The organism is Chryseobacterium sp. CFS2 (genome assembly GCF_036543225.1).
Lineage (GTDB): Bacteria > Bacteroidota > Bacteroidia > Flavobacteriales > Weeksellaceae > Chryseobacterium > Chryseobacterium culicis_A.
The window spans coordinates 658,444-683,474 of sequence record NZ_JAZHQU010000001.1 but is presented as its reverse complement, the minus strand read 5'-3'; the positions used below and the strand labels follow the sequence as shown (position 1 = coordinate 683,474).

Annotated in this window: 26 protein-coding genes and 1 tRNA gene; 13 read left to right on the top strand and 14 right to left on the bottom strand. The window is 36.7% G+C overall.

Translation table 11 applies throughout. From position 1 onward, the window contains the following. Positions 1–2: 2 nt before the first annotated feature. The 3 genes from ODR02_RS03045 to ODR02_RS03035 all read right to left on the bottom strand — a co-directional run bounded on the left by ODR02_RS03045 (position 3) and on the right by ODR02_RS03035 (position 1,822). On the bottom strand, positions 3–875 hold the full coding sequence (locus ODR02_RS03045) for an ABC transporter ATP-binding protein (RefSeq protein WP_309511586.1): 873 nt from the start codon (positions 873–875) through the stop codon (positions 3–5). A 226-nt stretch (positions 876–1,101) separates the two neighbouring features. Next, entirely contained in the window at positions 1,102–1,305 is a 204-nt protein-coding gene (locus tag ODR02_RS03040) for a helix-turn-helix domain-containing protein (RefSeq protein ID WP_002980904.1), read from the bottom strand. A gap of 1 nt (position 1,306) precedes the next feature. Continuing rightward, positions 1,307–1,822, bottom strand: coding sequence for a DUF2975 domain-containing protein (locus ODR02_RS03035; protein ID WP_209785524.1), 516 nt, complete (start codon positions 1,820–1,822; stop codon positions 1,307–1,309). 167 nt (positions 1,823–1,989) lie between these two features. Here ODR02_RS03035 and ODR02_RS03030 point away from each other — a divergent pair, with 167 nt between their 5' ends. Further along, a complete protein-coding gene (locus tag ODR02_RS03030; protein ID WP_209785523.1) occupies positions 1,990–2,331 on the top strand; it encodes a TfoX/Sxy family protein in 342 nt (113 codons plus the stop codon). A gap of 100 nt (positions 2,332–2,431) precedes the next feature. On the opposite strand, the gene ODR02_RS03025 is transcribed toward ODR02_RS03030, so the two are convergent. The 3 genes from ODR02_RS03025 to ODR02_RS03015 form a co-directional block, all read right to left on the bottom strand. Further along, positions 2,432–3,526: a nucleotidyltransferase domain-containing protein gene (locus tag ODR02_RS03025; protein ID WP_309511585.1), complete on the bottom strand. Its 1,095-nt coding sequence runs from the start codon at positions 3,524–3,526 to the stop codon at positions 2,432–2,434. A 132-nt stretch (positions 3,527–3,658) separates the two neighbouring features. Then, positions 3,659–4,303 (bottom strand): hypothetical protein, encoded by a 645-nt coding sequence (locus ODR02_RS03020; RefSeq protein WP_309511584.1) that lies wholly within the window; start codon positions 4,301–4,303, stop codon positions 3,659–3,661. 11 nt (positions 4,304–4,314) lie between these two features. Beyond that, positions 4,315–5,064 carry a nucleotidyltransferase domain-containing protein gene (locus tag ODR02_RS03015; protein WP_309511583.1) on the bottom strand — a complete coding sequence of 250 codons (750 nt, stop codon included), beginning with the start codon at positions 5,062–5,064 and terminating at the stop codon, positions 4,315–4,317. 248 nt (positions 5,065–5,312) lie between these two features. Between ODR02_RS03015 and cobT the strand changes: the two genes are divergently transcribed. Further along, positions 5,313–6,320, top strand: coding sequence for a nicotinate-nucleotide--dimethylbenzimidazole phosphoribosyltransferase (gene cobT, locus ODR02_RS03010; RefSeq protein WP_309511582.1), 1,008 nt, complete (start codon positions 5,313–5,315; stop codon positions 6,318–6,320). Between the two features lie 55 nt (positions 6,321–6,375). On the opposite strand, the gene ODR02_RS03005 is transcribed toward cobT, so the two are convergent. Beyond that, a complete protein-coding gene (locus tag ODR02_RS03005; RefSeq protein ID WP_309511581.1) occupies positions 6,376–7,368 on the bottom strand; it encodes a hypothetical protein in 993 nt (330 codons plus the stop codon). Positions 7,369–7,546: 178 nt separating this feature from the next. On the opposite strand from ODR02_RS03005, the gene ODR02_RS03000 reads away from it, so the two are divergent. Both ODR02_RS03000 and cobC read left to right on the top strand, forming a co-directional pair. Further along, a complete protein-coding gene (locus ODR02_RS03000) occupies positions 7,547–8,329 on the top strand; it encodes an adenosylcobinamide-GDP ribazoletransferase (RefSeq protein WP_309511580.1) in 783 nt (260 codons plus the stop codon). Then, positions 8,314–8,868 carry an alpha-ribazole phosphatase family protein gene (gene cobC, locus ODR02_RS02995; protein ID WP_309511579.1) on the top strand — a complete coding sequence of 185 codons (555 nt, stop codon included), beginning with the start codon at positions 8,314–8,316 and terminating at the stop codon, positions 8,866–8,868. Before ODR02_RS03000 ends, cobC begins: the two co-directional genes overlap by 16 nt. Before the next feature lie 408 nt (positions 8,869–9,276). On the opposite strand, the gene ODR02_RS02990 is transcribed toward cobC, so the two are convergent. The 3 genes from ODR02_RS02990 to ODR02_RS23560 all read right to left on the bottom strand — a co-directional run bounded on the left by ODR02_RS02990 (position 9,277) and on the right by ODR02_RS23560 (position 12,293). After that, positions 9,277–11,031, bottom strand: a complete 1,755-nt coding sequence (locus tag ODR02_RS02990) for a hypothetical protein (protein WP_309511578.1) — start codon at positions 11,029–11,031, stop codon at positions 9,277–9,279. Positions 11,032–11,274: 243 nt separating this feature from the next. After that, positions 11,275–11,386: transfer RNA gene (locus tag ODR02_RS02985), tRNA-OTHER, on the bottom strand. Between the two features lie 106 nt (positions 11,387–11,492). Next, positions 11,493–12,293, bottom strand: a complete 801-nt coding sequence (locus tag ODR02_RS23560) for an RtcB family protein (protein WP_408914927.1) — start codon at positions 12,291–12,293, stop codon at positions 11,493–11,495. Positions 12,294–13,034: 741 nt separating this feature from the next. On the opposite strand from ODR02_RS23560, the gene ODR02_RS02975 reads away from it, so the two are divergent. The 3 genes from ODR02_RS02975 to ODR02_RS02965 all read left to right on the top strand — a co-directional run bounded on the left by ODR02_RS02975 (position 13,035) and on the right by ODR02_RS02965 (position 14,653). After that, entirely contained in the window at positions 13,035–13,370 is a 336-nt protein-coding gene (locus ODR02_RS02975) for a HopJ type III effector protein (protein WP_105683933.1), read from the top strand. 59 nt (positions 13,371–13,429) lie between these two features. Further along, positions 13,430–14,449: a helix-turn-helix transcriptional regulator gene (locus ODR02_RS02970; protein WP_309511576.1), complete on the top strand. Its 1,020-nt coding sequence runs from the start codon at positions 13,430–13,432 to the stop codon at positions 14,447–14,449. Between the two features lie 66 nt (positions 14,450–14,515). Then, positions 14,516–14,653, top strand: a complete 138-nt coding sequence (locus tag ODR02_RS02965) for a hypothetical protein (RefSeq protein ID WP_165791691.1) — start codon at positions 14,516–14,518, stop codon at positions 14,651–14,653. Positions 14,654–15,030: 377 nt separating this feature from the next. On the opposite strand, the gene ODR02_RS02960 is transcribed toward ODR02_RS02965, so the two are convergent. Further along, positions 15,031–16,215 (bottom strand): DUF1501 domain-containing protein, encoded by a 1,185-nt coding sequence (locus tag ODR02_RS02960; RefSeq protein ID WP_309511575.1) that lies wholly within the window; start codon positions 16,213–16,215, stop codon positions 15,031–15,033. Positions 16,216–16,381: 166 nt separating this feature from the next. After that, entirely contained in the window at positions 16,382–17,764 is a 1,383-nt protein-coding gene (locus ODR02_RS02955) for a DUF1800 domain-containing protein (RefSeq protein ID WP_309511574.1), read from the bottom strand. A gap of 387 nt (positions 17,765–18,151) precedes the next feature. Here ODR02_RS02955 and ODR02_RS02950 point away from each other — a divergent pair, with 387 nt between their 5' ends. The 6 genes from ODR02_RS02950 to ODR02_RS02925 all read left to right on the top strand — a co-directional run bounded on the left by ODR02_RS02950 (position 18,152) and on the right by ODR02_RS02925 (position 23,489). Then, positions 18,152–18,715, top strand: a complete 564-nt coding sequence (locus tag ODR02_RS02950; protein WP_047377098.1) for a membrane protein — start codon at positions 18,152–18,154, stop codon at positions 18,713–18,715. Positions 18,716–18,831: 116 nt separating this feature from the next. Continuing rightward, positions 18,832–19,881 carry a glucokinase gene (locus ODR02_RS02945; protein WP_209785510.1) on the top strand — a complete coding sequence of 350 codons (1,050 nt, stop codon included), beginning with the start codon at positions 18,832–18,834 and terminating at the stop codon, positions 19,879–19,881. Between the two features lie 143 nt (positions 19,882–20,024). Beyond that, entirely contained in the window at positions 20,025–20,591 is a 567-nt protein-coding gene (locus ODR02_RS02940; protein WP_047377096.1) for a YceI family protein, read from the top strand. A gap of 78 nt (positions 20,592–20,669) precedes the next feature. After that, positions 20,670–21,296, top strand: a complete 627-nt coding sequence (locus ODR02_RS02935; RefSeq protein WP_105683938.1) for a YceI family protein — start codon at positions 20,670–20,672, stop codon at positions 21,294–21,296. A 98-nt stretch (positions 21,297–21,394) separates the two neighbouring features. After that, complete coding sequence (locus tag ODR02_RS02930; RefSeq protein WP_209785509.1) at positions 21,395–22,036, top strand: alpha/beta hydrolase; 642 nt, start codon at positions 21,395–21,397, stop codon at positions 22,034–22,036. 109 nt (positions 22,037–22,145) lie between these two features. After that, positions 22,146–23,489, top strand: a complete 1,344-nt coding sequence (locus tag ODR02_RS02925; protein ID WP_209785508.1) for an ammonium transporter — start codon at positions 22,146–22,148, stop codon at positions 23,487–23,489. 159 nt (positions 23,490–23,648) lie between these two features. Here the strand turns inward: ODR02_RS02925 and ODR02_RS02920 are convergent, their stop codons facing one another. After that, positions 23,649–24,272 (bottom strand): FMN-dependent NADH-azoreductase, encoded by a 624-nt coding sequence (locus tag ODR02_RS02920; protein ID WP_309511573.1) that lies wholly within the window; start codon positions 24,270–24,272, stop codon positions 23,649–23,651. A 59-nt stretch (positions 24,273–24,331) separates the two neighbouring features. After that, on the bottom strand, positions 24,332–24,910 hold the full coding sequence (locus ODR02_RS02915; protein WP_309511572.1) for a Crp/Fnr family transcriptional regulator: 579 nt from the start codon (positions 24,908–24,910) through the stop codon (positions 24,332–24,334). Between the last annotated feature and the right edge of the window lie 121 nt (positions 24,911–25,031).

Here is a 25,031-nt window from a genome sequence, read left to right as displayed (position 1 = left end):
GATTAAGGTTTTTGGGTGAGTGTGTGGAAATAAACGTGTTCCAGCAAAGGAGTTACGGAACTGAAGTCTTTCGGATATTCTTCAGAGAATACCGTGATGTGAAGCTCTCTTTCCAAAAGCTGTCTGCTGATGATTTCATAGCTGGAACCATAGGTTTCCAGTTCGTCTTTGTGAATGGGTTTTGACCAGATTCTGTTTTCCAGTTCTGCAATAAGTTTTCCGGGATTTCCTTGTCTGAGGATTTGTCCATTATTCATCACTGCCATTTCCGAACAGAGGTTTCTGACATCTTCAACAAGATGGGTAGACAGAATAACTATTACATCCTGGCTGATATCATTGAGCAGCGTATTGAAACGGTTGCGCTCTTCCGGATCCAATCCTGCTGTGGGTTCATCTACAATGATGATTTTCGGATCTCCTAATAAAGCCTGAGCAACCCCAAAACGCTGTTTCATTCCCCCTGAAAAAGTATGGACTTCTTTTTTAGCAAAATCAGAAAGGTTGACCTTTTCAAGAAGATTCAGAATTTGATTTTTACGTTTGTTTTTATCAGTAATGCCTTTCAATAGGGCAATATGTTCCAACAGGTCATAGGCAGACACTTTCGGATATACCCCGAAATCCTGTGGGAGAAATCCAAGATTCTGTTTGATATAATCCGGATTTTTGATGATGTCTACTTCATTGAAAAGCAGGGTTCCGGAAGTCGGTTTCTGAAGTCCGACAATGGTTTTCATCAAAGAAGATTTTCCGGCTCCGTTGGGACCCAAAAGTCCGAACATTCCGTTTTTGATGTCCAGTGAAATGTTTTTAATAGCCTGGAAACCATTTCTATAGGTAAGGCTGAGGTTGTTGATGGATAGTGTATTCATAACGTTGTGTTTGGGGAATAGAAGGACAGGCGGCCTTTCGGCAGCGATTTTAGAAGTTAGAAATTAGTGGCTGGAAGCTGGAAGCAGGAGGCAGGAGGCTAGAAGTTAGAAGTTAGAAGTTAGAAGTGGAAGTTTCAGATACCATGCTCAAACACTCTTACACTCAAACTCTCACACTCTCAAACCCTCCAATCCTCCGGCGCTCAAACTCAAACCCGAATCCCGTCTACTCTTTAAATTCAAGAATATCTCCCGGCTGGCATTCCAGGATTTTACAGATGGCTTCAAGGGTATCAAATCGGACACCTTTGGCTTTTCCGGTTTTCAGGATAGAGAGGTTTACGGGTGTGATACCCAGTTTTTCTGCCAATTCTTTACTCTGCATTTTTCTTTTGGCAAGCATCACATCTAAGTTGACTATAATTGGCATTTTAAATAAATAGGTCTTGTTCGTTTTGCAAATGTAGTCCTTGCTTAAAGATATTCGCAAGAAACAGGCAGAAAATTCCAAGCATAAAGTGAATAAACACCAGTCCCCATATCATACTTTCTACTTCCACAAAGAAACTTGCGATAATCACCAGTGGAAGAGGAATGAAAATATTATACAGGTAAAATTGCTTAAGCTGATTGATATTTTCCTGAGTAAACAGCTTCTGTTGGAAAAATACTTTGAAAACTTTGGCTGATAACCAGAAAAAGGTTCCATAAGTGATGAGTACCAACATAAAGGAAAAAATCATATAAGGATAATTGTTTTCGATATTCAGAAACGGCTGTTCCGTAAACGGATAATTGATATGAAGGAACTTTCCGTTTTTATAGGGCGTAACTGCAAATCCGCTGCTCAGACAGAATAAAGCATACACAAAAGTGATCAGATATCCGGCCGAAAGTAAGGAGCAGATATAAAATAAAATCTTTGAAATAATTTTAGTCTGGTTCATGGTATGAAGCATAATTGATATTGCAAATGTATAATTAATTATCGTAAAACAATAATTAATTTAAATAAAATTTTATTTTTTCAGATTAAGATCTCTCAGGAATCTCAATGGAATAGTGTGATAATCATTGTTTTTAATTAATTTTAAATAACAAAAAAATTGAAATCATGGCTTACAGTACTGAACTGGCCGACCGGGTACGTGAACGGCTTTCAATAATGAAAAATATTGAGATTGAAGAAAAGAAAATGTTCAGCGGACTGTCTTTTCTTGTCAACGGGAAGATGTGCATCAACATCAGCCACGATAATCTGATGTGCCGTTATAATCCTGAGCTGGAAGATGAAGTTTCGGAAAAGAAAGGCTTTCTGCCGATGATCATGAAAGGGAAACAGTTAAATGGATATTGTTATGTAGAACCCATTGGTTTTCAAAAAGCAGAAGATTTTGAATACTGGATAACCATCTGCCTTGATTATAACCCGATGGCAAAAGCTTCGAAGAAGTGAGTTTTGGGTTGTAGGGTTTGAGAGTGGGAGAGTTTGAGGGTAAGAGAGTTTGAGAGTGGGAGTGTTGGAGTTTAACAGTCCCACATTCATCACTCATCATTTATAATTCATCATTCTTATCGTACAGTTTTTTCCTTATTTCAATCAGGATTTTTGTTGTTTTTTCTAAATCCGGATATTCAGGAAGATTTGATGTGGAATAATGTTTTTCTATTGATTCTATAAGGTTTTCTGCCTTTTGCATTACACTTTCATACGATTGATTTCCCGCTTTGATGTCTAAGAGTTCATCACGATTTTCTATACGGATCGTCAGTGAATTGGTTTTAAAAATCTGTTCACAGGACTGCAGCAACCGGATGGTGTGCATCATGTTCTTGCTGTCATAATTCTGTCCGTGGGTCTGATTGACATTGTAACGGTCTTCATTACGCTCAGTTACCCATTTCCAGTATTCTCTGTAGTCTTTGCAGTACACAGAGTAGGCATCAAGGTTACAAAACAGGTAAGCAACAGGTTTTTCATTTTTAGGAATGGATGATACGGAAACCTGATTCGCTTCTTCATGATGAATAACACCTTTATAGCCCAACCTTCCTGATTCATCATAAAATAACGAATACATTCCTTTTGTATGATCAATATTTACCAATCCGCATTTCTCTTGTGATAAACCACCCCGTTCTCCAGAGGAATGGAATTCATGCAGCCATTTTTTCAATGGTACAGAACCTTGTCCTTCCAAAATAAAACAGAAATCCAGGATCGATTTTCTCTCTTTATCAATAGGGTTTAGAATCTTTTTATTAAGACCTTTCGCTTTTTTAATCTGCGAAACAGCATATCCTGCAAAAGTATCTTTGCATAATTTTGACAGGAAATCCTCGGTTTTCAATAGATCCATCAACGGATGTTTATACTGAATACAATCTTCTGGACTTGCCAGAATTTCCAGAATATTAGGATTGTTTTTCTGCAGCAATTCTACAAATCTCCCGATTTCATAATACGTAATATCATTCGTCTCATTGGAAATCTGCGGAATATAGTTCAGGCCAAAGAAATCTTCCTTCGGCAGATAATACACCCCACGGATATCCGTATCAGAATTCTCCGTTGCCAGCCCAAAAGAACGGCTTCCGGAAATGGCTTCGAAGAGGAGGAGGTTTTTGTTTTTTAGGTCTTGGAGGGTCATTTTAATTGTTTTTTTTGAAAAGTAAAATATGGATTGCTATTGGAAAATTAAAAACTAGAACTATAGAAGAATAATTTTAAATTTCAATAAAGTTGCTCACAATTACATCCAATGCTTTCTCAGTGATATTTTTCATGTGATTTTTTTCTCTTTTTTTAATTTATGTATTAATTCATGCCGTTCATCTTCAGATATACCATCAATAAAAAGACTCCATCCCTCAGGGTATAATCTTGCGTGAATTATATTTATTTCGTTTTTCCAAATACGATGGTACTTGTCAGAACATTCAGCAATAAATTCATAATCTGAGAAATAATCTGAAAGCAAATCAATAGGATCAACCCAATTATTTCCAAGCCCTGGAAGTTTCATATAGTATCTGTATTCTTCAAAAAAAGCCTGTTGTTCAATAAATGTTTCAAATCTTTCAAAATAAGAAAAAAAATCCCAAGATTCACAACCGCAATCTCTTATGAAAACTTCACCATTTTCAGCAATATATAAGCTATCATTAATCGAAAACAAAGTTTGCCCTTTCCAATGGTAGGTATTTACTCCTTTATTTTCTTTTATTTGTTTGGGTGTAAAAATATGAAGTACAGTATCATAAATATTTAATCCTGAAGATTTTTCCTGAAAATTTATAATTTCTGAAGAATTTTGAAGATGATAAAATCTAAGATGATTTTCTAAAATTCCTAAATCAATTTCATATTCCTTGTTTCTTCCGGCTTTTTCAATAAAAAGTAATGCTCTTTCAGATAATTGTTTCATATTGGTTTGATTTATAGTGCTAATATCTCCCTAAAAACCCTCTCCATCTCACCTTTATCGGCCTTTCCACCTGATAAACTTTTCGATTTTTCCTCATTTTCCGCGATTGTTTTTTCAAGAAAATCAAATAGTTCCCAATCGTTCGGATGGTAATAAGATTCTCCTTTGGTGGCTTTCAAGGCAACGAGGCCTTCTATTTTCCGTCTGGTTTCGTCATCGGTTAAAACAAGCAGATCACTGAATAATACAGGAGGAACTGTTCCTTTCTTTATGATCCATTTTCCTGTTAAGGTCGTTCGTAAGCAATAGAAGTAACTTTTTAATTTTACTTCATCACTTCTGCAGGCTTCCAGATATTTTTTGCTCATGCTTAAATAATGATAAGACACGGCTACCGGAGAAAAACAGGCATCTGCCAGAGGCCTGAAAAGATCTACAAACTTTTCGTCCGCTTTGTAAACGATAGGAGAATAGAACCAGCTTAGCAATGCCGCATTCGATTTCAGCAATAGGTGGAAGGTCTTTCGCAGATCCCATCCGGAGCCGTCAAGATCATCTTCCGTCATAAATTCTATCGTTTCATCCTTGTCCCAGGGGGAAAGATACCAGTCTTTTTCATGGCGGTATATAAAACGTATATCATAATCACTGTCGGGAGAGGCAAAACCCCAGGCTCTGCTTCCTGATTCTACTGCAAGGAGGACTTCTACGCCACGGCTTGCCTCAACTTCTTTTATTTTTTCAAGTATTTTTGGTGTCATTGTTATTGATTTATAAGGCAAAGTAAAAGATGAGGTGCGCAATGTTCTTACGTAGAATTTTTGTGTTTGAAAGTTTGAGAGTAAGAGAGGGGAGAGTTTGAGGGTGAGAGTCTAACTTCCAGCCTCAAGCTTCCAACTTCCAGCCCATATATCATCAATACATTTTACTTTTTACATTGTACACCATACAAAATCCTTCTCATTTCACTAATATTGCATTTTTCCATTTAACATAACTACAAACATCCATGTTATCATCAGAATTACAGCATAAAATTGATTTTAAAACAAAACCGCTGGGCGCATTAGGGCATCTGGAACACGTTGCTCACAAAATCGGAATGGTTCAGAAAACCACTTCACCACATTTATTGAATCCTCATATGGTGGTTTTTGCAGCCGATCACGGGATTGCTACTGCAGGAGTAAGTGCTTATCCGCAGGAAGTCACTTACCAAATGGTGATGAATTTCCTGGGTGGAGGGGCTGCCATCAATGTTTTTTGCAGACAGAATGGTATCAGGATAAAAATTGTGGATGCCGGAGTCAATTTTGATTTTCCGGAAGGGCTGGATCTGATGGATAAAAAAGTCAGAAAATCCAGCCGTAATATTCTGGAAGAACCAGCCATGACTTTAGAAGAATATCAGCAGGCTCTTGAAAACGGAAAATCTGTAGTATCTGAGATCACCAGGAAAGGCTGTAATATTATTGGTTTTGGTGAAATGGGAATTGGGAATACTTCAGCTTCTTCTTTGATGATGAGCAAACTGTTTGATATTCCGATTACCAATTGTATCGGACGCGGAACCGGACTGAATGACCATCAGCTGCAGAATAAGATCAGTATCTTAACGGAAGCGATTGAAAAATATCCGACTGAAATGAGTGAAGATGAAATTGCTCAAACCTTCGGCGGATTGGAAATTGCACAAATGATTGGGGCTATAGAAGAAGCTTATAACCACAATATGCTGATCATGGTAGACGGATTTATAGCCACTGTTGCGGTAGCCACCGTCTGGAAAAAGAATCCTGAAATTCTGAACAATTGTATCTTCTGTCATGTAAGCAATGAAAATGCCCATCCTCAGCTGTTGGGACTGATGAGAGAAAAAGCTATTCTCAATCTCAATCTGCGCCTGGGAGAAGGAACAGGCTGTGCACTGGCTTATCCGATTATTCAAAGTGCCGTTAATTTCCTGAATGAAATGTCAAGCTTTGAAGATGCTCATATTTCGAATAAATCATCTTAGTTTATAAAATAAAAAAGGGGCAATAAAGCCCCTTTTTATCTTACATTCAATACAATTAGTAAGTATGCGCTACATCTTTACCTGTAAACATCATTCTTACAGGTTTATTTTGAATAGCATCTTCATTGAGTTTATATGAATTAAATATCTGCATGGTTGGGATATACCTGTATAAACCATCATCTACCAAATATAGTTTTCCGGTATTGCTGTTTCGTACCAGTTGAGTTCCTGAAGTGATATCAGCTCCTCTTTCCCCTGTGTAATCTTCTATATTCACTTTATAAACCAGATAAGCCTTTCCCTGAACAGCAAACAGATGATTGATCACTGAAAAGGATTCAATACGTCTTAGGGTACTTTCAAATACAATGTATAAAGCTCCTGTTGCATTATCCTGGAAAAACTGTCCGTCACGAACCCGATACGCTTTAGGTTCTGAATCTTTCAAATAGAAAGCAATTCCCTCATAAACATAGCCGTCTTTCCCGTCACCCAGCTCATTCTTATCCCTGGTATAAAAGTGAGTTTTTTTATCACCATTAAAATACCTGTAAATAGGAAAACTTCCCGGCTCATCACCGTTATAACTGGTTCCGAGATCTCTTTTCTCCCAGTAGCTTTGTCCTACAAGCTCATTCGGATTTGTTGTTAATACCAGATCATTACTTCCTGTGTGAAACCATCTTGTGATTACCGGGCCGGGCCCATCTGCAGATCCTAATAATCTTTCCTGAAAATAATAGCTTAATCCAGGATAGGATTTAGGAAGTTCGGATGGTAAAGGAGAGGTATTGTACAGATGTTTTTTGGTAAGATCACTGTAGAAACCGTAAATAGGATTCGTTAAGTAAAAAGATTTAGACCAGATTCCTGCAGGAGGAGGAGTTGGTGTATCAGGGTTGTCTCTGAAACCTCCTTTTGCCAGCATGTTTTTGCCGGATGCATGTAAGGCTTGTGATTCATTTGCAGTTTCCAGCTCATCGCCGGGAGCTGAGCAGCTTATTATGGATATAAGACATAATCCAACGAAATAAGTTTTTTTCATTTGATTTTTTTCATGGTTATTATGGTGCAAAACTAAAAATACTCCGGAAATAAAAGGATAAATTTAAAATGATAAGATTCATGTTTTGTATTTTTTCAATCGATCCCTTTATCATTGTTGAAAGCTTTCCTATTTTTACAGAAATTGATTAATCCAGTTTTTATATTAAAACGAACAGATGAAAGTCCTCAAAAATGAACTGATCTACTTTGCAACGGCATTGATGTTTTTTACAAGAATTCCGGTTCCGTTTACCATTCCTTATTCCAGTGAGATCATGAATAAATCTCAAAAATATTTCGCGTGGATTGGGCTGGTAATAGGACTGATTAATGCAGTGATTCTTTACCTTTCCACAATGCTTTTTAACCTGGAAATAGGGATTGTTTTAATGATGATCGCCAGTGTTTTGCTGACCGGAGCTTTTCATGAAGATGGTTTTACGGATATGTGTGACAGTTTTGGAGGCGGATATGGGAAAGAAAAAATTCTGACTATTATGAAAGACAGTAGGGTAGGAGCCTACGGAACCATTGGTATTATCCTGCTTTTCGCTCTGAAATTCTACAGCATCCAGGCTTTGGGAGTTATGGATCCATTGAAAGTTTTAGGGATCATTATTTTAGCTCATACATCAAGCCGGTTTATTTCAGGAACAATGATTTATACCCATCAGTATGTTACTGATATTGATGTCAGCAAATCAAAGCCTTTAGCCAATAAACCATTAGACGGAATGGCTTTACTGATAGGATTCGTCAGTGTTTTAATGGCTTTCGTCCTGATTCCGGATTGGCGGCTGATTTTTGCTTTTGGGCTGGCATATTTAGGGAAAATCTATATGGGCTGGTATTTTAAAAAACATATCGGCGGCTATACGGGAGACTGCCTGGGATCTGTACAGCAGGTTTGTGAAGTTTTATTTTATTTAGGAACAATGATCGCATGGAAATTCATTTAATTCGTCATACTGCTGTAGAAAATCCGGAAAACCTATGTTATGGTTTTGCTGAAATGCCTTTAAGAAAAGAGTTTCCTGAAGATTTTACAACAGTGGATATAGAGGATGATTATGATCTAATTATCTCAAGTCCTTCCCAGCGCTGCTGCCTTTTAGCTGACTATTTTAATTTCAATTATCAAACGGATGAAAGACTTCGGGAAATGAATTTCGGGAACTGGGAAATGAAAAAATGGGCGGATATTCCGGAAGAAGAAATCAATCCCTGGTATCAAGATTTTGTTAATATCAATGCTTCAGGAGGAGAAAATCTGCTTGAAATGCAGACTCGTGTTCTCCGTTTCTGGAACGAACTGATTCAGAAAAAAGAAGCGGAAAAAATACTCATCATCGCCCATGCCGGAGTGATTCGTCTGATCCTTCAGGCTGTGCTTCAGTTTCCGCTGGAAAATATGTTCAGTATCCAGATTGATTATGGAAAAAAAGTGATCATTCATGAGAATGAAGGACTATTTTCTGTTAAAAAGGTGAATGGTTAATAACAGTAAAGAATAAAAGTTTTTTAAACTCCGGAATGACACCCTTGTAAGGATAGTTTGTCCCTCTAGATTGTCATTCCGCAGGAATCTGGATCATGTTAATATTCAATAGGAACGGACTTTAGTCCGTTTGATAAGGATTAAAATTTCAATAGGCTTTAGCCAAAACTTATGTTATTTATATTATAATGGAATATCTATGCTCATTCTAAATTTTGGAGGCTGGATTCCTACGGAATGACAAACTGTATGAGGAAGGCTTTGTTTGAGTTGAAGACGATAAAATTCCCCTCCCTCGGAGGGGTGGCGAAAATTCAAAGAATTTTTGACGGGGTGGTTATCCAACATTTTTCCTAAAGCATTCCACAAAAAAACGCCACCCGATACAATCAGATGACGTGATGGAATTTATTTAAAAACCCTGATAAAACTATCTTTTTCCAGACTTTCCAATGAAAAATCAAAATCAGCTTCCGCTTTTTCTGTGGTAATCTCTGCACCAAGCTCTTTTACAAGCTCATTGAAAGACATGGCTTCAGACCATTGCTGATACAATGCGGTTGTTGCCATGGTGGAAACTTCGCTATTCCCCGAAACATGAGAATGTCCGGCTCCGAAATTCAATAGTACGAAACATTGTTTTTCGTTTTTAGGGATCAGCATTCCCAGGATCATTTGTTTCTGAACCGAATTACATCTGGCTTCCGCAAAAAGCTGATTAGGATTCATCATATAGTCGTAGGAAATATGATCTCCTTTTCCGACAATGATTTTATATCCGCAATTTGCATCACCGCTGAAAACGTTATTCATAATAAGAGTTGGGGTAGTCAGTCCTTTATCAGCGTACAGATATTCCACAGCACCATTAGGAGCAGAAGTCATATCTCCTGAGTACATCAATTGTCCGTTACCATAATTATAAGCAGCATTCCAACCTATTTTTCCGGCGATGTTCAATCCTGAAAGGTCAAGGTCATTCGCTCCCCATTTGTTTTCCCAGTAAATACCTACAGCCAGTCGGTCACCATAAAAACGGGTTCCGGTAGGAATATTCCCGACAAACATTTTCTCAGAGGTCGGTAATGCAAATTCTACATTCTCAGGGAAATAGAATTTCTTTCCGGATAAGTTTTCATACTTCAGTTTCAGATAATCCAAAATGAATTCATAGTTGTACTGGTTTACATAAGTTTCCTTACCTTTTTTAGCCCATGATTTTCCATTTCTGACTCTATACACGAAAGTATCCTGACCATACATTCTTGAATGACATGCCGCCAATGCTTTGAATAATGCAAACGGTGTTGCATTTTCCAGCCAATGCCAATCACTGTTTTCCAGTAATGTATTGGTAGCATCATTCAATGGGTTTGAAATGAGTGGTTTATGATGTGTTTTAGACAGCTTCGAAATTTTATTAATGGCTTTCGGAGCTCTGTTTTTATAAGCAAGGAATAGAGGCTTAAATCTATTGAAAATTTCCGCCATTTTCTCCTGCCCAAAACTCTCAAATAAATACGCTGGATTGAATTTACTTTGCTTGATTAAATCAATCAGTTCATCATTTTTGATTAAAAGTGTTGTATGGGTTGTTTTATAAATTACATAACGGAAAAACTCAACCGGATTTTCAGGATAGACATCATAGAGATCCGCTATTTTTATAACCGCTTCTTTATTTCTGATGTTTTCTTTTCCTGTAAAATCGTATTCCAGCTCTGTATGTAAAATAGAAAGCAAGTCGTCAACGGTTTCTTCTTTTAAAGCAATTCCTGATCTCAAAAGAGAAAGGCATTTTTCCTGCATTTCTTCCACAGTATAAGCCTTGATGACTTTAAAAATCAACTTTGTACCCGGAACATTCAATATTTCTTCAGGAATATACATTTCACTTTGGAAATTACTGCCGTACGTTGAAATATAATGAGTGAACTGTTCAAACAATAAGTCTATTCTGGAGGTGTTTTTTATTTTCGCCCAGGACTTATGAAACGTTTTATTCAAATCATTTCCATTTAATTTTTCCTTTGCATAATAGGAGATGATTTCATTTTTTGCCCATACAGCATCAGATTCAATGATAAAACCATCATCAGAAATAAATGGCTTTTCATCAGATTTTCTAGCCAATACAGCATTGAATAATTGTAGTGTTTTCATTGTTTTAAGTTTAAAAAATAAGTGAGGAGTATATTCATTAAAAGTGAAGGGTATAGGAACTCCTTTTACCTATAGTTTATAAAAGCGGGGAGTAGTTTATCAAAAAATATATAGGAACTCCCTTTGCCTGATAATGAGTGAAAAAGCGGAAAGTAGGTCCAAAATATAGGAACTTTCTTTGCCTTTAATTTTTTAACATATGAAAATGACTGATAGGTGAATATACACATTTTCATTGTTTTGAGGAGCAGACAGGACTCGAACCTGTGACCCACAAACCTGGTGATTTATAGGAACTTTATGTGCCTGCAGCGAAAAGTAATTCTTGTTGCTCTACCATCTGAGCTACTGCCCCTGCCGTTATGAAAAACGTTTTCATGAACCTTACAGGCTTTTATACCCATAAGGTTTGGTTATTAGTTTTTTTGAAAACCTTTAAGGTTTATTAATTAAATTAAGAATTATGCTTTTCTATATTTCTTCTTTCTCTTCCATGGTGCATTCTTCTCAACATCTCCGGCCATGATACACCCGTAAGGCATTACTTCATCCAGAACTTCGCAAAGTCCGTATTCTTCAATCTGTGCTCTCACATTCTTAGCACTTTTATAAGCGCTCGGAAGCTCAGAAATATCAACTTCATTGGAATAGAAACGGATATCTAATCCTTCTGTTTCTTCATTGAAAATTTCTTCGGTTGTTTTATGAGCCAAAGATCTTTTATGCTGGCTTCTGCTGAAATTTCTTCCGGCTCCATGCGGTGCAAAACCTAAGTTTCTTTCATTTGTTTTTCCCTGAACAATCAGTACCGGTTCTGCCATATTCAACGGAATCAGTCTTGGTCCCGTAATATCAGGCATGAATTTATCATCCAGTGGAGTGGCTCCTTTTGCATGATAGAAAAGATCTCCATCCTTGAAAACGAAATTATGTTCATTCCAATATCTGTTTTCCTTTTCCATTTCCAGCTTATTCAGCACGGCATCATGAAGGGAAGTATGGTTTTCTTTTGTCCATTGTCTTATTAACTGAAGGGCTTCCCAATAGGATTTACCTTCTTCAGTATCATAAGGAATCCAGGCATTTTCTTTCAATGTTTCAGGGGAGATTTCCTGTCTGAAACGGTTGGCAACCTTCATTCCTTTATCGTATAAAGCAGCTCCGGGAGCTCTTGATCCGTGGTGTGTCACCATCATGGTATTTCCTGTATTTTTAGAAATCCCCACGAAAAGGAAATGGTTTCCGTCTCCCTGAGTTCCCATATGAGAACGGGCAATGCTGATCAGTTTTTCATCATTTAAGAATTCGTTTTCTCTGAAAGCATCCATCAGTTCCTGAGACATCGGCATCTGTTCACCTCTTGGTCTTCCTCCATATCCGAAGTGGGTGATAGCATGTGCTGCATCCAGTACCTCTTTAGGATTTGTTTTTCCAAAATCTGTCAGCATCACAGAACAACAGATATCTGCACTATGGAATCCCGGGTGAATGGCATTTTGTGCTACTACCACACCTCCTACGGGAATCTGACCTTCAGGACCTGTCGGGCAGGCATCAGGCATTAAAGCTCCGCCAACCAGAGTAGGGGTTTTCATCAGAACTTTCATCGTTTTGATTACTTTTTCCACATTATCATTTTCACTTTCATGCTCCGCTCGTATGTTGATCATAAAATCTTTAGCCGTTTCATGAAGCGGAATAATATCCGGCTGTTTGAACTGTACCAGATATTCTGCGATCTCATGTTCACCCAGATTATTCTCGTTGATATAGCTAATGGCATCTTTAAACCATTTTGCGGGTCTATATCCTAATTCGATTAAATGATTTCCATTAAATTCCATGTTGTTTCATTTTGATGATGCAAAGTAATATCATTATTGCGCAATAGTTTTGCGTAGATAAAGAAATTTTAATTATTTTTACAAAAAGTTTAATAACAAGACGAAAAGCAGCTTTGCAGATTCGTAAAAATACTCTATAACTTAAAAAAAACAAGGCTCATGGTATTATTAGAACAATTAAAACATTTCCCGGAAACAATCCAGTTTAATGATGTTATCGCTCATATTGATGAACATTATGAATTTACTCCTACCGCTTTTCAGAACGGTGATACAACCAATCAGGCAGGGCAGAACAATGGTTCGTGTAAAGTGTTCAGCTTCGCAAGTATTCAGGATCTGACAAAAGAGGAGACTCTTTGGCTTTTTGGTGAGTATTACAGAGATGATGTTTTGAAACATCCTGATGGAACTGATCACCAGAATATCCGAAACTTCATGAAATCTGGCTGGGAAGGAATTACTTTTGACGAAAACGCTTTAAAAGAAAAATAATTTTTAAGGAAAAAGTAAATTTCTTATTTAAAAAACACCACATCATTAAACACTAAGGTATGTCATCCAATAAAAATGCTCTGATCCGGTATAAAACATTAGATAAATGTCTTAAAAACAAATACAGGAAATATACGCTGGAAGATCTCATTGATGAATGTTCAGAAGCATTATTTGAATTTGAGGGAAAAGAGTCCTATGTAAGTAAAAGAACCGTTCAGCTTGATCTTCAGAATATGCGGAGTGAAAAATTCGGATATGAAGCTCCTATTGAAGTCTACGAAAGAAAATACTACCGTTACAGAGATCCGGAATACAGTATTCATAATATCTCTGTGAATGAAAGTGACCTGAAGGCTATGAATAATGCGGTTCAGATTCTGAAACAGTTCAAGGACTTTTCTATGTTCAAAGAAATGAACGGTGTTATTCAGAAACTGGAAGACTCTATTCATGCTACCAACCAAAAATCTATCATTCATTTAGATAAAAATGAACAGTTAAAAGGGCTGGAACATATTGATATCCTGTATGAAAGTATTGCCAATAAAAAGGTACTGAAGATTCTTTACAAAAGCTTTACGGCCAGAGAATCCAATGTATTTACGGTACATCCGCAGCTGCTGAAGGAATTCAACAACCGTTGGTTTCTGATCTGCCTTTACAAACAGAAAATGTACAATCTGGCGCTGGACAGAATGGAGCGTATTGAAACAGATGACAGCCTTCAGTATATTGATAAAGATCTGGATGGAGATGAATACTTTAAGGACATTGTAGGAGTTACCGTCTCAGAATCAATGGATCCTAGGAATGTGATTTTCTGGGTAGATGCGGGAAATGCACCCTATGTGAAAACAAAGCCGCTGCATAAAAGTCAGGAAATTATTAAGGAAGATCCTGAAGGTACCCTCTTTAAAATTTGTGTTCAGATCAATTTTGAACTGGAAAGATTACTGCTTGGATTTGGTGATAGCCTGATTGTTCATAAACCCCGAAAATTAAGAGTGAAGATGGAGGAAAAATTCAGTGCCGGAAGTAAAAACTACCAGAGCCTGATTGTTCCGGATGAAAACTAAACTTTTTGTCTATTTTTATCTTGGCTTGGAAATTGTATTAATAACCTAACAATACCTAATAATATTATGAAATCAAGAATATTTAAAGCATTAATTGCCATCATAGCACCCATAGCAATAGAATATATTGTTAAAAAAATATCTGAGAAATTAGATAAAAAACAAGAAGAAAAAGAGAGCGAAAAAAAGCAGATTACAGCTTAAACGTAAAAGTAGTTAAAATTTAAAATTATTGAAAAGAGATTGTCATGAAGATGTACAGTCTCTTTTTTTGTGGATGATGGAGAGGTATGATGTTTCATGACCACCCCGTCAAAAATTCTTTGAATTTTTGCCACCCCTCCAGAGAAGGTGAATTTTCACACCTTCAGTTGGATATTGGTTAGGATTGTAGTTTTGGAAAAAAGATGACTGGATTCTTATGGAATGATAAACTGCCATCACAATGGTGTCATTCACAGGAATCTAAATATCCGTTTACTATAGTTTAAAAATCTTAAGTGTACTTTTTAATATTTAGTAGTTACTTTAAATAAACTTAAGCATTTAAATACTTTGTGACTTTTGTGGTTCAATTACAGTTACACAAAATCGTAGACTCCATCTTTCCATCCCAGTACTTTGGAGGAATCTGCCTTAAGCCAGTTTTTAAGAATTGTTGCATATACTTTTCTGAAATCTTCTTTATAGATCAGATCGCCTTCATTCAGGTTCTGTAAATCAGGAAGTGAATTCAACAGACCTTTCTTTTTAAGGTTTCCGCTGATAAAAAACATCTGGTTGGCAGTTCCGTGGTCCGTTCCATTGCTGGCATTCTGTGCAACACGGCGGCCAAACTCTGAAAATGTTATCAGAAGGATATTTTTGAACAGTCCATTACTTTTCATATCGGTAACAAATGATTTTACGGCTTCATTGATATCGTCAAACAACTTTTTCTGTCGGTCATTCTGATTGACATGGGTATCAAAACTTCCTACAGAAAGATAGTACACCTGAGTATTGATATCAGATTTTATTAAAGAAGCTACCGTCTTAAAATCTTTTCCTAATGAGGAGTTGGGATAAATCTGTTCCGTCTTTTTAGCTTTGCTTTTTTCAAAAATATAATCGGCATTATTGATAGTAGAACCTAATGTCTGATAAAGATAAGATACCGTTTCATCATCATGATGATGGTTGTAGAGTGATTTAAAATATTTTTCCTGACTGGTCTGGTAGAGTCTTTTAGGATCTTTAAATGCAAAAGCTTTATTGTTTTCTCCTTTTAAAGCAAGGCTGAGCATATCATCCACTTCCAATGCCTGGGTAGGATGGTCACAACGATAGCACTCTTCATCCAGAAAACGCCCAAGCCAGCCTGTTTCCAGAAACTGATCACTTCTGCTTGCCGACTGCCAGATATCCATACTTCGGAAATGGGATTTGTCGGGATTGGGATATCCTACATTATTCATTACAGAAAGTTCCCCATTGTCAAAAAGCTCTTTAAAATAAGAGAGTGAAGGATTGATGCCTGCTTCATCGGTAAGCGGTATTGAGTTCTGAATGGCCAACGTTTTCCTTTCCCTGAAATAAATGTCATTTTTAGCTGGAATAATAGTATTCAAGCCATCATTTCCTCCTGTAAATTGGAGAACCACCAGAATGTTCTGATTGGGATTCAGAGCTTCATCCAACGCCATTGCTTTTAAGAAATTGGGCATTAGCATAGAAGCGGAAGCCAATGAACTTATTTTGAGGAATTCTCTTCTTTTGATTAACATAATTTTGTTTTTAGGGTTTAAGGTGGCAGATGATAGGTAGCAGGTTGTAGGACTAGGCTGCATTTTTACTGGCATTTATTTTTATAACAGTAAAAGATAAGTAAATGGTAATTAAGCTATACTACGACAGCTATTACCTGCTACCTGCAACCTAAAAATCTTCTACCTAGCTCAACTGGTATTCCGGGGTAGACATCAGGTTGATGACATTCATTTTTATACTCTTATCGGAAAAATTCTTTACAGAGTTCATATCAAGGCTTTGAGTGCTCATGAGAAGGTAGTCTTCACAGTTTTTATTGGCGAAAAGTTGCTCAATACGATCCCAGTCGATGGTAATATTCGGATTTTTAAAACTTTTATTTAAAGCAGTTTCACGGGATTTCATTCCCATGTCAATATCATCATCCTGTCGCGGACTGTATTCCAAAGGGCGAAGTCCGGACCAGATCTGCGGAACCTGAAGTCTCAACATCAGTGTTGAGCTGTCTATCCATGATTTTCCGCTAGGCCATCCCGCAACATTAGGTGGATAAAGCAGCATTTGTCCCAATAATTTCTGATATACAATAAGGTTTTCCGGATTCTGGATGTGCATAGGAAGAATCCGCATAATCCCTGCCATCAATTCTACAGGAGACTTTATACGATTACCGATATTTTTCTGATCATAAAACCATGAGCTTGAGAAGATCTCCGTCATTAGTTTTTTGATATCGTATCCTGAATTGTAGAAATTGGCACTCAATGTATTGACAATATCCTGATCTGGTTTTTCATTGACGAAAAACTTATAAATCTTTGTGGTAATGAACTGTGCGGTAGCTTTCTGTTCCAGAATGATATTGAGAACATCATTTCCATCGAAATTTCCGGTTTTTCCTAAAAAAGTTTTGAAGTCTTCATCATGAAGATTTTTTCTTTCTTTAAAATTCCCTTCTTTATCATAACTCCATCCTGTAAAGGCTCTGGCGCCTTCTCTTACATCTTTTTCAGTGTAGTTTCCTCTGCCCATCGTAAACAGTTCCATCACTTCGCGGGCAAAATTTTCATTAGGATGATCCTTTTTATTCTGCTGATTATTCAGGAAATTAAGCATGGCTGGTGATTGACTTACTTCAAAAAGCAGATCTTTGAAATTTCCCAGTGCATTTTTCCTGATCGTATTCAAAAGCTGTTTATTGAACCTTGGATTGATCACTCTTGATGCGAAATGCCCATGCCAGAAGAACGCCATCTTTTCCCTCATCTGTTCCTTACTGTTAACAATGGAATTCAGAAAGTTCAGATTCAGTTCATTATTCTGCTCCCTGTTAATCCTTTGCATTTCTTTTTTCTTATCTGCAGGAGTGGTACTGCTCATGTAATCAGCCACCGAAACCGGATCAGGAGTATCATAAGTAATTTCGCTGAAGCGCTCTTCTTTAAATAATTCATTCATTAACGTTTTAATGTTTTTATTTTTCAAATCATCAATTTGATGAATACCAACACCAAAACCTGCACGCCAAAGAAGATGCTTGTTTTTTAATAATGAATCAGCCATCATGAAGAATTTATTTTTTGATGTATTTCGAAGAAAAAGGTTAAAATAATAACGGGTTAATGTTTGTTAATATTGTTTTTAAGGCTGGAAGTTGGAAGCAGGAGGCAGGAAGATTGAGGTCGGAAAGTTTTGTATCGTAGAATTAGAGTTGACTTTATGGAGTTGTATTTCTTCCGGTATCCAGCTTCCTTTTTTCCATCCTTTAATTAATTCACTTTTTAGCTATCATTTTTTGATAATTTTTGTTAAACAAATATTTAAATTTTGTTAAAAAATAATCATTTGATATTCATTGTTTTATGAGTTTTTTGAATGTTAAAACCAAAGAAAAAACCGTGCTTGGCATGATTTTTACATCCTCTTGTTTAGTAAAATTAAAAAATTAGAGTTATGAAAATGTTTAAACAAGCAATAGTACTGGCTGGTATTTTAACAGCAGGTATCGCAAGCGCCCAAAGTTCTCAAATGAATAATATGATCAAGGTAGGTGCAAATGTTGGTTTAGCAGTTCCCGCAGATAATCTTTCCGCTGCAGTAGGAGTGGATGTAGCTTACCAGAACCTGATTACACCAGGATTCGGATTAGGTATTGCATCAGGATATACTCACTATTTTGGAAAAGAAAACAACGGATATAAAAATAATGATGTAGGAGTAGTTCCTGTAGCAGCTTTAATCAGAATTTATCCTAAACAAACAGGTTTCTATTTCGGAACAGACTTAGGATATGGTTTCCTTGTTGGAGACAAAACAGTGGCATCAAACACCAATGTTGAAAGAGCAAGCGGAGGTTTTTACCTTAAACCGGAGATCGGATATCACAACAGAGACTGGAATTTCTTCGTACAATACCAAAAGGTTTTTGTAGGGACAAAAGGAGATTTGCCGGGTCAGGACTATAATGTGGGGAATATCGGTGTAGGATTCGGTTACAATATTCCATTAGGAAAGTAGTTAGATTTAATATATAAACAATTATTAACCAAAACCTTTTCACGAAAGTGGAAAGGTTTTTTTGTTCTGTGCAGGATTTACAAAAACAATTATTATATTTGGTAAAATTTGAGGTTATGATTCTGAATCCAAAATTTCCACTTTATTTACCAGGAGTAGAGAACAGTAATAATGATAATGTTTCTATCATTGGAGCAAGTCTTCGTGAAGATATAACAATCTTAGGCTATTTTGTTTCCGGTAACGGAGGTCTTGAGATAAAAGTAGAAAATAAATTTGCAACCAAAGAGTATGCTTCTTTTTCGGATATTTTAAAGAAGTTTATTCAGGATAATCAGCTGGAAAACGTAAAACGTCTGGGAATGGCAGTGCCAGGTCCTGTACTTGACGGGAAAAGCAGTCCTGCAAGGCTGGGCTGGAATTTAGATGTAGCTGAATATGCCCGTGATTTCGGGTTTGAAAAAGTAGAAATGCTGAATGACCTGGAAGCCTCTGCTTACGGAATGGCTCTTCTTGAAGATAATCATCTTGAAGCTATTTATACCAGCGGACATCTTGAAAAAGGAAATGTAGCGGTTCTTGCTCCCGGAAACGGATTAGGGGAAGCCGGATATTTCTTTGACGGAAAATACCTGAGACCTTTCGCAACAGAAGGAGGACATTCGGAATTTTCACCAAGAACCAACGTAGAAGTTGAGTTTTACCAGTTCTTAAATAATATCTATGGTATTGTAAGCTGGGAAAATGTACTTTCGAAATCAGGATTATTCAATATCTACAGATTCTTAAGAGATGTAAAAAGACATCCTGAACCGGAATGGCTGGGAGAACGTCTTGCACAGGGAAATTTCGTGGAGGAATTATATAAAGCTGCTGTAGAGGAAAATGTACTGATCTGCAGAATCGCTTTAGATACTTTCCTTGAGTTTCTGGCAAGAGAAGCGAATAACTTAACTTTAAAATTAAAAGCTACCGGAGGGCTACTGATTGCCGGAGATATTCCACAGATGATCGCAGAATATATAGACAAAGCGAAATTCTATGAGAAATTCAAGATCAGTGATAAAATGGAGGAGATGCTTAAAAATACTCCCATCTATCTGGTCAAGCAAAATCATACAGCATTAAATGGTATAGCGCTTTATACTGCTTACTATCAGCTATAAAATAAGGACTCCGGATTTCTCCGGAGTTTTTTTATGGGATGATATTATTCATGAAAATAATAAATTTTATTGATATACATCAATGAAATCTATTGAATAAGATGCTACCTTTGTACTGTTAAATAAGTAAACAACTCTATTCAATGAAAAAAATATTTTTATTAGCAGTTTTAGCTGGTGGTTTAGCTTTCGGACAGTCAAAAAAAGTAGTAGCGTCTGATGTACACTGGTGGGGATACAAAGTAGCAAAATCTGAGGCTAGCTCTCACGATGGTACTGTAAAAGTAAAGTCAGGAGACATGGTAATGAAAGGAAACCAATTGGTAGGCGGAAGCTTCGTATTGGATATGACTTCAATCAGCTCTACTGACCTTACAGGAGAATATCAGCAAAAATTAAACGGACACCTTAAGAACGGTGACTTCTTTGAAGTTGAAAAATTCCCAACTGCAAGCTTCAAAATTACAGGAGTAAAGAAAAACAACGATAAAGTGTATAACTCTCTTGTAACAGGAAACCTTACTGTAAAAGGAAAAACAAGCCCAATCTCTTTCCCTGCTAAGATTTCTTACAGCAAAGGAGTAGTAAGTTTAGTATCAAACAAATTCTCTTTCGACAGACAAAAATTTGACGTAGCTTACAAGTCTACCATGCAGGATGTTTTTGTGAAAGATGATATTGATATGCTTGTAAAGGTAACTGCTCAATAAATTAATCAAAAAAAGATTATTAAAAGTGTAGAAGTTCTACACTTTTTTTTATTTTTGTTGAATTGTAAATAAAAAAGAATGAAAAGATTACTATTGTTTGCTATGGTGTGCGCAAGCATATCATTTGTTTCTGCCCAAAAGAAATTTGATAAGGTGGCTAAAGTGACTTCATCAGAGATCAGATGGTGGGGGTATAAAGTGGTAAAAACCGAAGAAACTTCCCACTCAGGAACAGTAAAGTTAAAAAGCGGAAAATTCAACTTTGACCATACGGTTCTGGTAGATGGAGAGTTTGTAATAGATATGAGAAGTATGATGGCGGGAGATGTTTCTGACGAAGATCAAATCAAGCTTACTAACGATTTGAAAAGCTCGAACTTCTTTGAAGTAAAAAAATTCCCTATTGCAAAATTCCATTTGACTAAAATTATTCCTTTAGCAAACAGTGAATACAATTCAACAGTATATGGTGACCTTACCCTTAAAGGAGTGAGAAAAACAATCTCTTTCCCTGCGAATGTATACGTTACTCAGTTTACCACATCTATTGAGTCTGCAAAGTTCTCTCTGAACAGAAGAGACTTTAAAGTATTCTATCAGTCTTCATTGAAAGATTATTTCATTAAGAACGAAATGGATATTCAGTTCAAAGTGACTACTGAAATGCTGGATAACGAAAATAGAATTCAGAAGAAGAAAAAATAAGATCCAATATGATCAATATAGAAATGAGATGTTCCCGGGAACGTCTCATTTTTTTTGCAGCTATTCTCTGTTTCCCGGTATTTTTATAAATTAGTAGTATGAAAATTTATATCGTAAGCGGTCTGGGAGCAGACTTCAAGGTACTTGAAAGAATAGAGTTTCCCGAACACTGTGAATTGATTTTTATAGACTGGCTTATTCCTGAAAAAAATGAGCCTTTCGATGCCTATGTTAAAAGAATGGCAGAGAAAGTAGATGACTCAGAGCCGTTCTGCCTGTTGGGTTATTCTTTTGGAGGAATTATTGTACAGGAGATTAATCAATTAAAGCCAGCAGAGAAAGTAGTAATCCTTGGAAGTATAAAATCCGATAAGGAAAAGTCCAAATTCATAAAAACCGGGGAGATGACCAAAATCCCGAGGATACTTCCTGTAGGTTTGTTCAATGATAAAGCAGCCAATGTATATGCTGTTGTCCGAAAGCTGTTTGATCCCAAAAATCCAAAACTGTTACAATATTTCAAAGTAAGAGATCCTTATTACCTGAAATGGTCTGTAGAAAAAGTTTCTGAATGGAAGTTTGAAGAAAATCCTGACGTGATTCAGATTCTTGGTGATAAAGACATCGTTTTCCCCATCCGTTATTCCCATCCGGATTATGTGGTGAAGGGAGGAACCCATCTTTTTCCTGCTACAAAATCTAAAGAAGTTTCTAAAATACTGAAAGAGGTATTTTGTTAAAATTCTCAATATTATTTATTAAATAGAGTTTTTTTTAGGGGTGTTTTGTTTTAAAATGTAGTTTTTATGGAATTTATATTTAAATTTGATAGGGTTAAATATAAATTTTATGAAAATAGGATTAAAATGGATGGTTTCATTCTCTGTTATCACACTGGTTGCCATTGGAGGTTTGTTCTGGAATCCGGTTGCCAATATTCCTGATACAGGAGAATTTTTAAGCGAAGATAAAATTGTAGGTGCCGATGTAGCCTGGATTCTGGCTGCAGCTGGACTTGTTTTGCTGATGACTCCCGGACTTTCCTTTTTTTATGGGGGAATGGTGGGGAAGAAAAATGTGATTTCTACGATGTTGCAGAGCTTTATTGCTTTAGGAGTCATCTCTATGGTCTGGGTAGTAGTCGGTTTTTCTTTATCCTTCGGTGAGTCTCTGGGAATTACCATTGCCGGAAAACATTATGGGATTGTCGGAAATCCGTTAAGCTATCCCTTTTTTAGCGGAGTAGGAAATCTACCTCATAAGTTGATGGCCCCTACGATTCCTTTTATCCTGTTTGCTTTGTTTCAGATGAAGTTTGCGGTTATTACTCCTGCTATTATTACCGGGTCTTTTGCGGAAAGGGTTCGTTTTATCTCTTATTTACTGTTCATCGTTCTTTTCAGCATTTTTATTTATACACCGCTTTGTCATATGGTATGGCATCCTGATGGTCTTTTAAACAAATATTTTGGAGTAAAAGACTTTGCAGGCGGAACGGTGGTGCATATGAGTGCCGGTTTTGCCGCACTTGCAGGAGCTTTGGTAGTAGGAAACCGAAAAAATCCGCATCATGAGCCTTCCAATATCCCGTATGTACTTTTAGGAACGGGAATGTTGTGGTTCGGATGGTTCGGATTCAATGCAGGATCTGCTTTGAGCGCTTCTGCCTCTGCTGCTACAGCTTTTGGAACAACTACTATTGCCTCTGCCTCAGCAATGATGACCTGGATCTTTTTTGACAGAATCAATGGGAGAAGTGTTTCGGCTTTGGGAGCCTGTATCGGAGCTGTAGTAGGACTGGTGGCCATTACTCCCGGATGTGGTTTTGTAAGCATTCAGGAGAGTCTTTTTATCGGATTTATTACGGCTATCGTTTCAAATGTGATGGTCAACTGGAAAGGATTAAAGAAAATAGATGATACGTTGGATGTTTTTGCCTGTCATGGAGTAGGAGGGATTATGGGAATGATTCTTACGGCTGTCTTTGCTCATGGGGAAAATGCCAGTCTGCTTCATGGAGGAGTAGATGTTTTTCTTCATCATATGGCCGCCTTGGTTTTGGTTTCTGTTTTTACATTTTTTGGATCATTCATTTTATATAAACTTACCAATTCAATAATTACCTTAAGAGTTTCTGAAGAGTCTGAAAACAAAGGGCTTGATCTGTCTCAGCATGAGGAAAGTTTCAGTTGATAAAAACAGGAGGCTTTCTCAAAAATGTCATTCTGAATGAAATGAAGAATCTTATGCGTCTGGTTATTAATAAGATTCTTCCTTCGTCAGAATGACAGATGCCAAATAATCGAACTTTTAAGATAGTCTCCTGAGGGATATATTCAGATCAAAAATGATTTATTGAATAGAATGGATCGTTTCAAAGATTTTATTTTTTGAATTTTCAAAAACTTCACCACCAAATTCTTCATTGTCTAAGGAATGAATGGTAACATCATTTACTCCCATAATTCCGAAAATATGTTTCAGATAAGTCGTTTGAAAATTGATATGGCCGTTTTTCTCATTTTCTCCATATCCTGTATCTCCACGGGTGGAAAGGATAAACATTTTCTTGTGCTCTAGAAGCCCTACATAATCTCCATCCGGAACTCCTGATCTGAATTTCCAGGTTTCATTGATCCTCATTACCTGATCGATATAAGCTTTCAACCCGGAAGGAATAGACCAGTTATACATGGGAGTTCCAATGACATATACATCATGTTCTTTAAGCTCCTGTACCAGTTCATTGCTGAGTTGCAAAGCTTTTTGGCTGACTTCCGTCCTGTCCAGAGGTTTTTTAAATGCCCCTGCAATCCAGGATTCATCAATATTGGGAATAGTGTCAATTCCGGTCTCCCGCCAGGTAAATGTATCCTGAGGATATTTGGTTTTCCAGTTTTCAACAAATAACTGGGTGAGTTTTCTGCTATAAGATCTTTCGTTTCTTACACTTGCATTGATAATCAGTATTTTCATTTGCTATCATTTATACCAGCAAAATTCCTGATTATTTATGCCATGGAAATTGATCTAGTTCAAGAGGATTTATTTTTTTTCCGAATTCTGCTTATAAATTCTGCAGATACTCCCAGGTAAGAAGCAATCAAGTATTGAGGAACTCTGGATGCAATATTGGGATAGGTTTCCAGGAAATCGTAATATTTTTGCTCAGCTTTGTACATATGATTAAATACCACTCTTTTCTCGAGTGTTCCGAGATAGCCTTCCAGAATAATCCTGAAATATTTTTCTAAAGATGGAATTTCCTTCAGCATTTTTTGAAAAGACGGATGGCTGATCTGTAAAAGGCGGGTTTTTTCGACAGCCTGTATGTTGTAGATGGAAGCTTTTTGTTTTGAAAAACTGGCAATATCTGTTGCCCACCAATGGTCAATCGCTAAAAAAAGAATTTCTTCATTTCCATTATCCGCATTGATGCAGAATGCTTTCAATACACCCGAAACAATATAGCTATCATGGCGGCATATTTCCCCGTTCCTTAAAAGAAACTCTCCTTTTTCAAGTGTTCTTTCCGTCCAGAAGCTTTTAAAAATGGAAATTTCTTCCGGGCTTAATTTAATGTGTTGTGAAATATTTTTAATTAATGTTTCCATTCAAAATGATTAAAGAAGACCACTTAAACAATAGATTCAACAATATAGGCTAATGTACAAAATACTTGTCATAAATTCATTTCAGTGCTTATGAAAACTCAATAATTCTGGAGTGCAGCTA